Here is a 12,810-nt window from a genome sequence, read left to right on the forward strand (position 1 = left end):
GCCGATTATCGAAGCGTCCGGCCGCCCGGCTTGCGGCCGGCCGGCCCGCCGTGGCGCCGCAGCCAGCCGAAGAACTCGCCGTACCACAGCCGGCTGTTGCGCGGCTTCAGCACCCAGTGGTTCTCGTCCGGGAACCACACCAGCCGCGCCGGCACGCCCAGCGACTTCAGCGTGTTGTAGTAGGCCAGGCCCTGGGCGTCGGGCACGCGGTAGTCCAGCGCGCCGTGGATCACCAGCGTGGGCGTGCGGAAGTTCGCGGCGAAGGCATGCGGGCTCTGCGCGGCGACGCGGGCCGGGTCTTCCCAGTAGGCGGCGCCCAGCTCCTTGCGGTGCCAGGCGTAGGCGTCGTCCGCGTACATGGCCTGCCAGTCGTAGCAGCCGGCGTGGCAGACGTAGGCCTGGTAGCGGCCGGGCGCCACGTGGCCGTTCATCCACGCGACCATGTAGCCGCCGTAGCTGCCGCCGGTGGCGGTGATGCGCTGGCGGTCCACCCAGCGCTGCTTCAGCAGCCAGTCGGTGCCGGCCTCGATGTCCTGCAGCTCGTACTCGCCCCAGTGGCCGGTGATGCTGTCCAGGAACTCGTGCCCGAAGCTCGACGAGCCGTGGTAGTTCACGCAGGCGACGACATGGCCCTGGCTGGCGAACACCTGGTGGTTCCAGCGCCAGTGCCAGCTGTCGCCGAAGGCGGTGTGCGGGCCGCCGTGGATGACGTGCATGGCGGGCCACTTCTGCTTCGCGTCGAAGCCGGGCGGGTAGACCAGCCACATCTGCACGTCGTCGCCGCGCGCGCCGGTGACGGTGAGCTCCTCGTGGCGGCCGAAGCGGTATGCGGCCAGGCGCGCGTCGTTCAGCGCCTCGATGCGGCGGGCGGGGCCGTCGCCGTCCAGCACCGACAGCCGCGGCGGGAATTGCACGCCGTCGTGGTTGACGACGGTGAAGCCCGCCGCCTGCGCGAAGCCGCCGACGTGGCCGCCCGCGAACACGATCTCCGCGCGCCGCTCGCCGAGCGCGAAGCGCCACAGGTGGCGGCGGCCGCGCTCCTCGGCGGCGAACAGCAGGTGCTGGTCGTCCTCGGCCCAGCGCAGCGGCGCGGCGGCCTCGCGGTCCCAGTCGGCGCTGAACACGGCCCAGCGGCCGTGCTGGTCCAGCACGGCGAGCCGGTCGGGCTGGTTGTGGCCCCGCGCCTGGTGGCTGGCGAGGAAGGCCAGGTGGGCGCCGGCATGGCTGTAGCGCGGCGCGCTGAAGTGCCAGTCGCCGTCCTGCAGCAGCGTCTGCGCGCGGCGCGTGCGCACGTCGATCTCGGCCAGCGCGAAGCGGGCGCCGAGCTGCTTCTGCGCGGCGGGGTCGAACGCGAAGGCGATACGCCGGCCGTCGGGGGCGATGTCGAAGCAGTCGGCGTCCGGCTCGGCGCGGCTGAGCTCCCAGGCGCTGCCCTCGAACAGGTCGCGCACGCGGCCGCTGTCCACGTCCAGCACGTGCAGGTGCGGCATGCGGCCCATGGGCAGGTTGTGGTCCCAGTAGCGGTACAGCGCCTCGTCGGTGACGTAGGCGGTTTCCTGGCGGGCCCGGGCCTCGCGCAGCGCCTGGCCCTGCGCGGCGGCCTTGAGGCCGGGCCAGACCCAGGACACGAAGGCGATGCGCCGTCCGTCCGGGAACCACTTGAAGGCCTGCACGCCGGTCGGCACCGTGGCCACGCGGCGTGCCTCGCCGCCGTCGGGCGCGATGACGTAGAGCTGCGGCTCGTCGTCCTTCGCGCCGCCCTGGGTGCGCCGGGCGGTGAAGGCGATCAGGTCGCCGCGCGGGCTCCATTGCGGGTTGCCGTCCTTGTCGCCGGCTTCGGTCAGCCGGCGCGGCGCGCCGCCCAGCGTGGAGAACAGCCACAGGCTGGCCCGCGCCTGGTTGTCGGCCATGTCGTGTCGGGTGACGCTGGCGACGGCCTGCGCGCCGTCGGGGCTGAGGCTGGGGTCGCCGATGCGGTTCAGGGCCCAGAGTGCGTCGACGTCGAAAGCGGCCTGGGCGGTGGGTTTCATGGTCGGGGTCGGGTCAGTTGCCAGTTCAGATGTGCCTTGACTTCGGGCCACTCGCCCGCCGCCAGGCTGTACATGACGGTGTCGCGCACGGTGCCGTCGCGGCGCAGCGCGTGGTGGCGCAGCACGCCGTCGCGCCGGGCGCCCAGGCGCTCGATGGCGCGCTGCGAGGCGTGGTTGTAGTTGTCGGTGCGCCAGCCCACCAGCTGCGCGCCCAGCGTCTCGAACGCATGCGTGAGCAGCAGCAGCTTGGCGGTGGTGTTGACGGCGCTGCGCTGCACGCGGCGGGCGTACCAGGTGTAGCCGATCTCGACGCGCGCGATGGCCGGCACGATGTCGTGGTAGCTGGTGCTGCCCAGCACCTCGCCGCTGGCGGCGTCCAGCACCGCGAACGGCAGCCGGTGGCCGGCCGCCTGGCCTTGCAGTGCCGCCTCCACGTAGCCGCGGGTCTCGTCGAACGCGGGCACGCTGGTGAAGCGCAGCGTCCAGAGCGCGCCGTCGGCGGCCGCGGCCTGCAGGCCGGGCACGTGGTCAAGCGCCAGCGGCACCAGGCGGATCGGGCCGGCCGCCAGCGTGACGGGCAGCACCGGCTTCACGGTCTGTCCCGCAGCATCAGCCGCCGCGCCGCGAAGCGGCCCACGCCGCAGCCGCCGACGATGAGCACCAGGCCGATGAGCTGGCGCGTGTTCCATTCGCTGGTGGCGATGAAGTCGATGCCGAACTGCCGGCCCAGCCACCAGCCGGCCAGCGCGCCGGCCACGAAGCCGACGGCGTCCGCCAGCGCCTCACGCATCGCGCGGTTGAAATCCTGGGCCATCAGCGGTTCGTGCGTTGCATGAAGACGAGCTTCTCGAACAGCGTCAGGTCCTGCTCGTTCTTCAGCAGCGCGCCCACCAGCGGCGGGATGCCGACCTTGTCGTCGCCGGCCTGCAGCGCGCTGACCGGCACGTCCTCGGCCACCAGCAGCTTGAGCCAGTCGATCAGCTCCGAGGTGCTGGGCTTTTTCTTGAGCCCGGGCAGGTTGCGCACCTCGTAGAAGTTCTTCAGCGCGGCGGCCAGCAGGTCCTGCTTGAGCGTCGGGAAGTGCACGTCGACGATCTTCCTCATCGTCCCGGCGTCCGGGAACTTGATGTAGTGGAAGAAGCAGCGGCGCAGGAAGGCGTCGGGCAGCTCCTTCTCGTTGTTGGAGGTGATGAAGACCAGCGGCCGGTGCCGCGCCTTGACGAGCTGGCGCGTCTCGTAGACGTGGAACTCCATGCGGTCGATCTCGCGCAGCAGGTCGTTCGGGAACTCGATGTCGGCCTTGTCGATCTCGTCGATCAGCAGTACCACCGGCCGCTCGGCCTCGAAGGCCTGCCACAGCACGCCCTTGACGATGTAGTTCTCGATGTGGCGCACGCGCTCGCTGCCCTCGACGGCGGCGAGCTGGCTGTCGCGCAGCCGGCTGACGGCGTCGTACTCGTACAAGCCCTGCTGCGCCTTCGTGGTGCTCTTGATGTGCCATTGCAGCAGCGGCATGTCCAGCGCGCGGGCGACCTCCTCGGCCAGCATGGTCTTGCCCGTGCCGGGCTCGCCCTTGATGAGCAGGGGGCGCTGCAGCGTGGCTGCGGCATTGACCGCGAGCATCAGGTCGGCGGTGGCGACGTACTGGTCGGAACCTTGGAATTTCATGGGGAAAACCGGGGCTGGAGGGAGGCGGAATCAGTATAGGAGCCCTCCTATAATCGCCGCCGCTCCAGAACCCGACACCCACCGAGACATGAAAAAACTGCTGCAGATCTCGCTCGCCCTGGCCGCCGCATCCGGCGCCGCCGCTGCCCAGGCGCAGGATGTCAAGGCGGGTGAAAAGAAGATCGCCATGTGCATCGGTTGCCACGGCATCCCGGGTTACCAGGCCAGCTTCCCCGAGATCCACAAGGTGCCGATGATCGCGGGGCAGAACGCCAAGTACATCGTCGCCGCGCTGCAGGGCTACGCCAAGGGCGACCGCCGGCACCCGACGATGCGCAGCATCTCCGCGTCGCTGAGCGAGCAGGACATGGCCGACATCGCCGCCTTCTACGCGCAGCAGGCCCAGCTGCCCGCCGCGCCCGAGAGCGTCCCCGCCGCGCCGGCCAACGTGGCCGAGCTGCTGACCAAGGGCGCCTGCGTGTCCTGCCACGGCGCCAACTTCAGCAAGCCCATCGACCCGACCTACCCCAAGATCGCCGGCCAGCACGCCGACTACCTGACCGTCGCGCTGAAGTCGTACAAGGTCGAGAAGAACGCCAACGTCGGCCGCAACAACGGCGTCATGCAGGGCCAGGTCAAGCAGTTCAGCAACGCCGAGCTGAAGGCCATCGCCGCCTACATCGGCAGCCTGCCGTCGGAGCTGGCCACCGTGCCGCAGAGCAAGCTGCGGCACTGACCGGCGGGCATCCGGCCCGGCACGACGAGCCGCCCCGCCGGGCGGCTTTTTTGCGCCCGCGCGCGAAAGCGTGGACAACTGCACGTCGCGGTGGCGGCCCCGCCAGGATGCGGCGCGGATACTCGGTGCAACGAAACTGCGCCGTCATGTTGAAGAAGATCTCCACCGCCGAGGTGAGGCTGGGCATGTACATCCAGTCCCTGGAGGGGACGTGGCTGTCCCACCCCTTCTGGAAGACCCGGTTCGTCATGAGCGACGCCGCCGACCTGGCGGCGCTGCGGGCCAGTGGCGTGCCGGCCGTGTGGATCGACACCGACAGGGGGCGTGACGTCGCGCCGGCCCCGGCCGTCCCGGCCGAGGTGGCCGAGCCCGCGCCGGCCGTCGTGGCGGCGCCCGCGCCGGACCCGCCGAAAGCGCCGCAGGCGCGCGTCAGCATGGAGGAGGAGCTGAGCCATGCCGCGCAGGTGCTGGGCCGTGCCAAGGTGGCGGTCATCGCGCTGTTCGGCGAGGCGCGGCTGGGCCGGGCCATCGACAGCGAGGGTTGTCTGCCCATCGTGGACGAGGTCACCTCGTCGCTGGCGCGCAACCCGGCCGCCTTCGTCAGCCTGGCCCGGCTGAAGACGCGGGACGACTACACCTACATGCACTCGGTCGCCGTCTGCGGCCTGATGGTGGCGCTGGGCCGCCACATGGGCCTGCCGGACGAGCAGGTGCGCGAGGCCGGCCTGGCCGGGCTGCTGCACGACGTGGGCAAGATGCTGATGCCGCTCGAGGTGCTGAACAAGCCCGGCGCGCTGACCGATGCCGAGTTCGCGGTGATGCGCACCCACCCGCGGCGCGGCTGGGACCTGCTGAAGGACGGCGCCAAGGTGCCGGCCTCGGTGCTGGACGTGTGCCTGCACCACCACGAGAAGATGGACGGCACCGGCTACCCGCACAAGCTGGCGGGCGAGCAGATCAGCCTGATGGCGCGCATGGGCGCGGTGTGCGACGTGTACGACGCCATCACCTCGGTGCGCCCCTACAAGAACGCCTGGGACCCGGCCGGTTCGCTGCAGCGCATGGCGCAGTGGAAGGGGCAGTTCGACCCGCTGGTGTTCCAGTCGTTCGTGAAGAGCATCGGCATCTACCCGAGCGGCACGCTGGTGCGGCTGCAGTCCGGCCGGCTCGCGGTGGTGGTGGACCAGAGCGCCGCCACGCTGGTCGCGCCGCGCGTGAAGGTCTTCTACTCGACGAAGTCCAACATGCCCATCCCGGTGCAACTGATCGATCTCTCCGCGCCCGGCGCCACCGACCGCATCGCCGGCCGCGAGCCGCTCGAAAACTGGAACTTCCAGCACCTGGAAGAGCTCTGGAACCCCGCCGCCCGGCGCTGACCAGGGGTTTTGCCCCGCGCTCCTAAACTGCCGCCCATTCGAGTCGACTGGGAGCCTGCGATGAAGCGATGGATGGGGGTGGCGGTGTTGGCGGTGGCCTGCGGCGCGTCGGCGCAGACGCTGCGCTGGGCCGGCCAGGGGGATCCGCAGACCATGGACCCGCACTCGCAGAACGAGACGCTGACGAACAACGTCAACGGCCAGATCTACGAGCGCCTGACGAACCGCAACGCCAGGCTGGAGCTGGTACCGGGCCTGGCCGCCGAATGGACGCAGGCCGGCCCGCTGACCTGGCGCTTCAAGCTGCGGCCGGGGGTGAAGTTCCACGACGGCACGCCGCTGACGGCCGACGACGTGGTGTTCTCCATCCAGCGCGCCAAGGAGGCGACCTCGCAGGTCGCCGTCTACGCCAACGCGGTGGGCGTGCCGCGGCGCATCGACGACCTGACGGTGGAGTTCCGGCTCGCCACCTTCAATCCGGTGTTCCTGCAGCACATCGACCAGCTCTGGATCATGAGCCGCAAATGGAGCGAGGCGCACCGCGTCACGCGGCCGCTGGACTTCAAGAGCAAGGAGGAGAGCTTCGCCGCCATCAACGCCAACGGCACCGGCCCCTACGTGCTGGTCAGCCGCCAGCCCGGCATCAGGACGGTGCTGCGGCGCAACGCGAACTGGTGGGGCCGCTTCCAGGGCAATGTGCAGGAGGTCGTCTACACGCCCGTCGCCAGCGACGCCACCCGCCTGGCCGCGCTGGTCTCGGGCGAGGTGGACCTGATGAACGACCCCGCGCCGCGCGACGTCACGCGGCTGCGCAACACGGCCGGCGTGAAGGTCATCGACGGGCCGGAGAACCGTCTGGTCTTCATCGGCATGGACCAGGCGCGCGACAGGCTGGCCTATGGCAACGTGCCCGGCCAGCGCAACCCGTTCAAGGACGTGCGCGTGCGCCGCGCGCTCTACCAGGCCATCGACATCGAGGCGCTGCGGACCAAACTGATGAGCGGCCTGGCCATTCCCACCGGCGGGCTGACGCCCTCGTCCAACGCCTCGTTCGACGACCCGGCGCTGCAGGCCCGCCTGCCCCACGACCTGGCCGCCGCGCGCAAGCTGATGGCCGACGCGGGCTTCGCCAACGGCTTCGAGGTGACGCTGGACTGCCCCAACGACCGCTACATCAACGACGAGCAGATCTGCGCGGCGCTGGCGGCGATGTGGGCGCAGCTCAAGGTCAGGGTCAAGGTCAACGCGATGCCGCGCGTGCTGTACTTCCCCAAGCTGGAGAAGCTGGACACCAGCCTGTTCCTGTACGGCTGGGGCGGCTCGGTGACGGACGCCGAGGCCATCCTGACGCCGGTGTACCGCCGCCGCGGCGACAAGGGCGTGGGCAACTACAACTTCGGCAATTTCCGCAACGACCGCGCCGACGCGCTGGCCGCGCAGAGCAGCGTCGAGCCGGACGCGAAGAAGCGCGAGCAGCAGATCCGCGGCGCGCTGGCCGAGCTGCGCGAGCAGGTCAACGTGATCCCGCTGCACCGCCAGGTCATCCCATGGGCGGCGCGCGCCGGCGTCACGGCCGTGCACCGGGCGGACAACTGGGTGGAGCTGGCCTGGGTGCAGGTGAAGTGACGGACTGAAGGCGCTGGGGGGCTGCCGGCGGGCGCATATCGGTCCTCGTTTTGCTTCGTTGGCCGCCGGGCGGTGCGGCCCTAGCCTTGCTCGGTTTTCGCATGAGAGCCGACATGAGCAGCCCTGTCCTCGATGAACCCCAAGCCCTCACCCAGGCCCGCGAGGCGGCACGCGCCGCGGGCCTGCCCCATGCCGGCTCCCTGAGCCCGCGCGATGCCTGGAACCTCGTCCAGGCCGGCCAGGCCGTGCTGGTCGACGTGCGCAGCAACGAAGAACGCCACTTCGTCGGCCAGGTGCCGGGCAGCCTGCACGTCGCCTGGGCCACCGGTACCGCGCTGAACCGCAACCCGCGCTTCGTCAGGGAGCTGGAGGCCAGGGTCGGCCCCAGGTCCGGCAACGAGCGGCCGGTGCTGCTGCTGTGCCGCAGCGGCAAGCGCTCGGCGCTGGCCGCCGAAGCCGCGGCCAAGGCGGGCCTCGCCAACGTCTTCAACATCCAGGAAGGCTTTGAAGGCGACAGCGATGACCACCAGCAGCGCGGCCACTTCAATGGCTGGCGCTTCCACGGCCTGCCCTGGGTGCAGGACTGATGGCCACCGCAGACGACCTCGGCGACGTGGTCGACGGCCTGCGCCAGGCACGCCGACGCTGGCGCGAAGCCCACCGGCGCTGGGACACCGGCGGCCGCGAGCTGCCGTCGCGCGAGCTGCTGGCGGGCGTGGTAGCGCAACTGGCCGGCGCCCTGTTTCCGATGCGCCTGGGCCCGCCCGACCTGCAGCCCGAGGGTGAAGACCACTACGTCGGCCACACGCTCGGCGTGGCCCTCACGCGGCTGCGCCAGCAGGCGCTGCTGGAGCTCGGCCACGAGGCCCGCCTGCGCGGTGCCGAGCCCCCTGCCGACACCGCCGCGGCAGAACTCGTCACCACCTTCGCCCGCCGGCTGCCGGTCGTGCGCGAGCTGCTGGACAGCGACGTCGTCGCCGCCTTCCAGGGCGACCCCGCCGCGCGCAGCGTGGACGAGGTGCTGCTGTGCTACCCGGGCCTGCACGCGCTGATCAGCCACCGCCTCGCGCACGAGCTGTATGTGCTCGGCCTGCCGCTGATCGCGCGGGTCGTCGCGGAGCTGGCGCATGCCGCGACCGGCATCGACATCCACCCCGGCGCCACCCTCGGCCCGGGCTGCTTCATCGACCACGGCACCGGCGTCGTCATCGGCGAGACCGCCATCCTCGGCCGTGGCGTGCGCCTCTACCAGAACGTCACGCTCGGAGCCAAGAGCTTTGCCGTCGACAGCGAGGGCCACCTCGTCAAGGGCCAGCCGCGCCATCCCATCGTCGAGGACGAGGCCGTCATCTACGCCGGCGCCACCGTGCTGGGCCGCATCACGATCGGCCGCGGCTCGGTGATCGGCGGCAACGTCTGGCTCACGCGCAGCGTGCCGCCCGGCAGCCGCATCTCGCAGGCCAATCTGCAGGCCGACCCGCAGGCCATCGAACCCGGCGCCGACGCCGTGCCGCCCGCGGCCGCCTGAGCGCTTGCGGCATCCCCCCTTTTCCCACCACCGCTCCAGGAGCCCCCGCCCCCATGGCTGAACGACTCGAACAACGCGCGCTCGGCGACGCCGCCGCGCGGCAGCTCGCCAACGCGACCAAGACCGTCCCGCAACTCTCCACCATCACGCCGCGCTGGCTGACCCATCTGCTGCAGTGGATCCCGGTCGAGGCCGGCATCTACCGCCTCAACAAGGTCGCCGACCCCGAGGCCGTCAAGGTCGCCTGCGCCAAGCGCGACGAGGCCGAACTGCCCGTCACCTTCGCCGACTACGACGCGCAGCCGCGCGAGTACTTCCTGAACGCGGTGGCTACCGTGCTGGACGTGCACACCCGCGTGTCCGACCTCTACAGCAGCCCGCACGACCAGATCAAGGAGCAGCTGCGCCTGGTCATCGAGACCATCAAGGAGCGCCAGGAGTCCGAGCTCATCAACAACCCCGACTACGGCCTGCTGGCCAACGTCGCGGACGCGCAGCGCCTGTCCACGATCACCGGCGCGCCCACGCCCGACGACCTCGACGACCTGCTGGCCAAGGTCTGGAAGGAGCCCGCCTTCTTCCTGGCCCACCCGCTCGCCATCGCCGCCTTCGGCCGCGAGTGCACCCGCCGCGGCGTGCCGCCGCCGACCATCATCCTGTTCGGCAGCCAGTTCCTGACCTGGCGCGGCCTCCCGCTGATCCCGAGCGACAAGCTGCCGGTCAACGACGGCAAGACCAGCATCCTGCTGCTGCGCGTAGGCGACAAGCGCCAGGGCGTCGTCGGCCTGTACCAGCCGGGCCTGCCGGGCGAGCAGGGGCCGGGGCTGTCAGTGCGCTTCATGGGCATCAACCGCAACGCGATCGCCTCCTACCTGATCAGCCTGTACTGCTCGCTGGCGGTGCACAGCGACGACGCGCTGGCCGTGCTCGAAGACGTGGAAGTGGGCAAATACCATGAATACCCTGACACCTACCGTTGACGGGGTGGAGAGCCCGTTCGACGTGGCCGCGCTGGGCCGGCTGGCCAATGAGTTGTTCGGCCGCCTGAACACGGGGAGTGTGCCGACGGCGCAGTCTGCCGGCGGCCTCGACGTGCCGGCCAACCCGCTGCCCGGCGGCGTGCCGGGCGGGCCGCTGCCACAGGCCACGACGACGCAGTTCGCCGGCCTCGGCGCCGCCGCGCCCGGCCTCAACCTCGCGCCCACCGGCCCCGACCAGGCCGCCGCGCTGGCCCGCCCGTCGCCCGCCCGCGCGCCGCATGCGCAGGCTGGCAATGGCGTGCCCGACGTGCTGCTGGCCAGCGTGCCCGGCCTCGACGGCCGCGTGGGAAGCCAGCTGATCGGCGTGCCGCAGGCCATCGCGCCGCCGGCCCGCGAAGCCGCAGCACCGGCGGGCTACTACTTCCTGGCGCCGGCTGCCGGTGCCACGCCGCAGCAGCCCTCGCTCTATGTGCTGGACCTGAACCGCCACCCCGGCGCCCACGGCCATCACGCGGGCGAGCTGCCGAACAAGCACCAGTTGCAAGGCCAGCGCCAGCCCTTCGACGTGCACGCCATCCGGCGCGACTTCCCCATCCTGGCGGAGCGCGTCAACGGCAGGCAACTCGTGTGGTTCGACAACGCCGCGACCACCCAGAAGCCCAAGGCCGTCATCGACCGGCTCACGCATTTCTACGCGCACGAGAACAGCAACATCCACCGCGCCGCCCACACGCTGGCGGCGCGCGCAACGGATGCCTACGAGAACGCCCGCAAAACGGTCGCGCGCTTCGTCAACGCCCGCTCGCCGGACGAAGTCATCTTCGTGCGCGGCGCGACCGAGGCCATCAACCTGGTGGCCAACACCTGGGGTGAGCAGCACGTCGGCGCGGGTGACGAGATCGTCGTCTCCCACCTGGAGCACCACGCCAACATCGTGCCCTGGCAGCAGCTCGCCGCCCGCAAGGGCGCGCAGCTGCGCGTGATCCCGGTGGACGACACGGGCCAGGTCATCCTCAGCGAGGCGACCAAGCTCATCGGCCCGCGCACCAAGCTGCTCGCGGTGACGGAGGTCAGTAATGCGCTGGGCACGGTGGTGCCGGCGCAGGAGCTGGTCGGCATCGCGCAACGCCAGGGCGTGACGACGCTGGTGGACGGTGCGCAATCGGTGTCCCACCTCGCAGTGGACGTTCAGGCCATCGGCTGCGACTTCTTCATCTTCAGCGGCCACAAGGTCTTCGGGCCCACGGGCATCGGCGCGGTCGTCGGCCGCAAAGAGGTGCTGGACGCCATCCCGCCGTGGCAGGGCGGCGGCAACATGATTGCCGACGTCACCTTCGAGCGCACCGTGTTCCAGCCGGCGCCGATGAAGTTCGAGGCCGGCACCGGCAACATCGCCGACGCGGCGGGCCTGGGCGCGGCGCTGGACTATGTGTCGCGCATCGGCCTGCACCACATCGCCCGCTACGAGCACGACCTGCTGGCCTATGCGACCGAGGCCATCCGTCCCATCCCGGGCGTGCGGCTCATCGGCACGGCGGCCGACAAGGCCAGCGTGCTGAGCTTCGTGCTCGCCGGCCACGACACGGCGGCCGTGGGCCGCGCGCTGGCGGAGGAGGGCATCGCGGTGCGCGCCGGCCACCACTGCGCCCAGCCCATCCTGCGCCGCTTCGGCGTGGAAGCCACCGTGCGGCCATCGTTCGCGTTCTACAACACCTGCGACGAGATCGACCACTTCGTGTCGGTGCTGCGCTGGCTGGCCCGGGCGTGAGGGAAGGGTGGCGGAAGCTGTGAGATTCGAACTCACGGGCCGTTTGACCGGCCGACGGTTTTCAAGACCGTTGGGTTAAACCACTCCCCCAAGCTTCCGAGGGCGCGCATTCTACGGGTCGGCGGCCTCAGCGGCCGGGCTTCTGGGCCTGGTCGCAGTCGACCTGGATGAACTCGCGCGCCAGGCCGTCCACGCGCGCGGCGGTCAGGCGGCCGCCCCAGACGCAGCCGGTGTCCAGCCCCAGCAGGTCGGGCCGGTCCAGCAGCCCCAGCGTGGACCAGTGGCCGAACGCGATGGGCACGCCGGCCGTGCGGCGGCCCGGCACGTCGAACCAGGGCTGGAAGCCGGGCGGCGCGGCGGCGGCGCCGTCCTTGGCCTTGAAGTCCATCGTGCCGTCGGCCGCGCAGAAGCGCATGCGCGTCAGCGCGTTGACGGTGAAGCGCAGCCGCGCGGTGCCGCTCAGCGCCGCGTCCCAGCGGGCCGGTTCGTTGCCGTACATCTCGTGCAGGAAGCCGGGCAGGTCGGGGCCGCGCAGCACGGCCTCCACCTCGGCGGCATGGGCCAGCGTGTCGTCGCGGCTCCATGACGGCGGGACGCCCGCGTGCACCATCAGCCAGCCGGCGCCGCTGACGGCCAGCCGCTGCCGGCGCAGCCAGTCCAGCAGCGCGGCGCGGTCCGGCGCCTCCAGCAGCGGCGCCAGCGTGTCGTGGCGGTGCGCGGGCCGCACGCCGTGGGCGACGGCCAGCAGGTGCAGGTCGTGGTTGCCGAGCAAGCAGGTCGCGGCATCGCCCAGCGCCTGCAGCCGCCGCAGCGTGGCCAGCGACTTCGGCCCGCGGTTGACGAGGTCGCCCAGCAGCCAGAGCCGGTCGCGCGAGGGCGAGAAGTGCAGGCGGGCCAGCAGGCGCTCGAAGGCATCGCAGCAGCCCTGGAGGTCGCCGATCAGGTAGTTCATCGCCCCGGATGCTAAGCGCCCGGCGCTGTCGGGATTCTTGACAGCGCCGCGCGCGCCGCCGGGAGCCGGCCGCCAAGCCGTTGTGGCGGAACGGGAATCCGCCCGTGGCGTGGAATTTGCGTCGGGGCCGGCGCCCCGGCCGCCGC

General features: G+C 71.4%; 12 protein-coding genes and 1 tRNA gene. 7 read left to right on the top strand and 6 right to left on the bottom strand.

The window, feature by feature from the left end; all coding sequences use genetic code 11:
• Positions 1-5: 5 nt before the first annotated feature.
• Genes QM788_RS04370 through QM788_RS04385 form a run of 4 tightly spaced genes read right to left on the bottom strand, consistent with a single transcriptional unit; the run spans position 6 to position 3,698 of the window.
• Positions 6-2,030 carry a S9 family peptidase gene (locus QM788_RS04370; protein WP_415660227.1) on the bottom strand — a complete coding sequence of 675 codons (2,025 nt, stop codon included), beginning with the start codon at positions 2,028-2,030 and terminating at the stop codon, positions 6-8.
• Complete coding sequence (locus QM788_RS04375) at positions 2,027-2,623, bottom strand: GNAT family N-acetyltransferase (RefSeq protein WP_415660228.1); 597 nt, start codon at positions 2,621-2,623, stop codon at positions 2,027-2,029. Before QM788_RS04375 ends, QM788_RS04370 begins: the two co-directional genes overlap by 4 nt.
• Entirely contained in the window at positions 2,620-2,844 is a 225-nt protein-coding gene (locus QM788_RS04380) for a hypothetical protein (protein WP_415660229.1), read from the bottom strand. Before QM788_RS04380 ends, QM788_RS04375 begins: the two co-directional genes overlap by 4 nt.
• Entirely contained in the window at positions 2,844-3,698 is an 855-nt protein-coding gene (locus QM788_RS04385) for an AAA family ATPase (RefSeq protein WP_415660230.1), read from the bottom strand. The genes QM788_RS04380 and QM788_RS04385 overlap by 1 nt, the downstream gene beginning before the upstream one ends.
• Positions 3,699-3,786: 88 nt before the next feature.
• Between QM788_RS04385 and QM788_RS04390 the strand changes: the two genes are divergently transcribed.
• From QM788_RS04390 to QM788_RS04420, 7 genes are all read left to right on the top strand, one after another.
• On the top strand, positions 3,787-4,434 hold the full coding sequence (locus QM788_RS04390) for a c-type cytochrome (protein WP_415660231.1): 648 nt from the start codon (positions 3,787-3,789) through the stop codon (positions 4,432-4,434).
• Between the two features lie 146 nt (positions 4,435-4,580).
• Positions 4,581-5,810 carry an HD-GYP domain-containing protein gene (locus QM788_RS04395; protein ID WP_415660232.1) on the top strand — a complete coding sequence of 410 codons (1,230 nt, stop codon included), beginning with the start codon at positions 4,581-4,583 and terminating at the stop codon, positions 5,808-5,810.
• A gap of 60 nt (positions 5,811-5,870) precedes the next feature.
• Entirely contained in the window at positions 5,871-7,436 is a 1,566-nt protein-coding gene (locus tag QM788_RS04400) for an ABC transporter substrate-binding protein (protein WP_415660233.1), read from the top strand.
• Positions 7,437-7,549: 113 nt separating this feature from the next.
• Positions 7,550-8,023, top strand: coding sequence for a rhodanese-like domain-containing protein (locus tag QM788_RS04405; protein WP_415660234.1), 474 nt, complete (start codon positions 7,550-7,552; stop codon positions 8,021-8,023).
• Entirely contained in the window at positions 8,023-8,964 is a 942-nt protein-coding gene (gene epsC / locus QM788_RS04410) for a serine O-acetyltransferase EpsC (RefSeq protein ID WP_415660235.1), read from the top strand. Before QM788_RS04405 ends, epsC begins: the two co-directional genes overlap by 1 nt.
• A gap of 53 nt (positions 8,965-9,017) precedes the next feature.
• Positions 9,018-9,944, top strand: coding sequence for a family 2A encapsulin nanocompartment shell protein (locus QM788_RS04415; RefSeq protein WP_415660236.1), 927 nt, complete (start codon positions 9,018-9,020; stop codon positions 9,942-9,944).
• Complete coding sequence (locus tag QM788_RS04420) at positions 9,919-11,712, top strand: family 2A encapsulin nanocompartment cargo protein cysteine desulfurase (RefSeq protein WP_415660237.1); 1,794 nt, start codon at positions 9,919-9,921, stop codon at positions 11,710-11,712. The genes QM788_RS04415 and QM788_RS04420 overlap by 26 nt, the downstream gene beginning before the upstream one ends.
• 8 nt (positions 11,713-11,720) lie before the next feature.
• Here the strand turns inward: QM788_RS04420 and QM788_RS04425 are convergent.
• Positions 11,721-11,810 (bottom strand) — tRNA-Ser (locus tag QM788_RS04425).
• Between the two features lie 29 nt (positions 11,811-11,839).
• Positions 11,840-12,664 carry a symmetrical bis(5'-nucleosyl)-tetraphosphatase gene (locus QM788_RS04430; RefSeq protein ID WP_415660238.1) on the bottom strand — a complete coding sequence of 275 codons (825 nt, stop codon included), beginning with the start codon at positions 12,662-12,664 and terminating at the stop codon, positions 11,840-11,842.
• Positions 12,665-12,810 lie beyond the last annotated feature (146 nt).

The sequence above is a fragment of the Roseateles sp. genome (assembly GCF_047654785.1).
Classification (GTDB): Bacteria; Pseudomonadota; Gammaproteobacteria; order Burkholderiales; family Burkholderiaceae_C; genus Pelomonas.

Excerpts from the sequence above, each read along its gene's own strand:
- QM788_RS04370 (WP_415660227.1), bottom strand. The coding sequence starts at position 2,030 with ATGAAACCCACCGCCCAGGCCGCTTTCGACGTCGACGCACTCTGGGCC.
- QM788_RS04395 (WP_415660232.1), top strand. The coding sequence starts at position 4,581 with ATGTTGAAGAAGATCTCCACCGCCGAGGTGAGGCTGGGCATGTACATC.
- QM788_RS04405 (WP_415660234.1), top strand. The coding sequence starts at position 7,550 with ATGAGCAGCCCTGTCCTCGATGAACCCCAAGCCCTCACCCAGGCCCGC.
- epsC (WP_415660235.1), top strand. The coding sequence starts at position 8,023 with ATGGCCACCGCAGACGACCTCGGCGACGTGGTCGACGGCCTGCGCCAG.
- QM788_RS04380 (WP_415660229.1), bottom strand. The coding sequence starts at position 2,844 with ATGGCCCAGGATTTCAACCGCGCGATGCGTGAGGCGCTGGCGGACGCC.
- QM788_RS04400 (WP_415660233.1), top strand. The coding sequence starts at position 5,871 with ATGAAGCGATGGATGGGGGTGGCGGTGTTGGCGGTGGCCTGCGGCGCG.
- QM788_RS04430 (WP_415660238.1), bottom strand. The coding sequence starts at position 12,664 with ATGAACTACCTGATCGGCGACCTCCAGGGCTGCTGCGATGCCTTCGAG.
- QM788_RS04420 (WP_415660237.1), top strand. The coding sequence starts at position 9,919 with ATGAATACCCTGACACCTACCGTTGACGGGGTGGAGAGCCCGTTCGAC.
- QM788_RS04390 (WP_415660231.1), top strand. The coding sequence starts at position 3,787 with ATGAAAAAACTGCTGCAGATCTCGCTCGCCCTGGCCGCCGCATCCGGC.
- QM788_RS04385 (WP_415660230.1), bottom strand. The coding sequence starts at position 3,698 with ATGAAATTCCAAGGTTCCGACCAGTACGTCGCCACCGCCGACCTGATG.
- QM788_RS04415 (WP_415660236.1), top strand. The coding sequence starts at position 9,018 with ATGGCTGAACGACTCGAACAACGCGCGCTCGGCGACGCCGCCGCGCGG.